Source organism: Stutzerimonas sp. LR2 (genome assembly GCF_055755175.1).
Map to the genome: position 1 here is coordinate 1 of NZ_JBVTRR010000078.1, position 693 is coordinate 693.

Consider the following 693-nt stretch of genomic DNA (forward strand, 5'->3'; position numbering starts at 1 on the left):
CGCGCGCATCGATCCGTTCAATTGATACCAACCCACGCAAGGGCTTTGGTGTGCCGGGTGGATTTTCCCAGTAGCGACTGTCCCATGAATGGTCTCGGTTGTCCCCGGCCATGAAGTAATAACCTTCTGGAATAACCCAGCGGCCTTTCGTCGGGACGTAAGCAGCGCGCGTGTCGATAACAAACCTGTACGGCTTACCGGAGCGTTCATCGTTGGCCGTGAACACCTGAAAACCATCTTTTTCGGCGATTTGCTTGCCCAGAACCTTTCCATTAATCCGGTACATTTTGTCTGCGCCAAACTCAACCAGATCACCGGGGATGCCGATAACGCGTTTGGTATATAGCGTTCGAGGTACGGACGGAGCCTTGAACACAGCAACATCACCGCGCATTAACCGGCCATCGTCCAGCAACCCGCCCAACCTGACCGCTGTGACGTAGTCACCAACCTTATAAGTTGGTTGCATTGACCCCGTGGGAACGCTGTAGACTGCACCAACCCATCGCTCACTGACAAATAATGTCACGGACAAGGTAAGAGCGATAACAAGCCAGGGCTGCGGTTTCCGGCGCTTGATGATATCTCGACCCAAGACGGCCACTAACAGGACAAATAAAATACCGAGCCCATTCATGAACGGGCCTCCTTCAGAGACCGAGCGTAACGGGTCAGTGAATCAGCCAGGCGCAT

General features: G+C 53.8%; 1 protein-coding gene. It reads right to left on the minus strand.

The features are described 5' to 3' along the window. Positions 1 to 637: signal peptidase I (lepB, locus tag ACVRRC_RS22145; protein WP_472997600.1), on the minus strand; the 637-nt coding region annotated here is incomplete at its 3' end. Between the last annotated feature and the right edge of the window lie 56 nt (positions 638 to 693).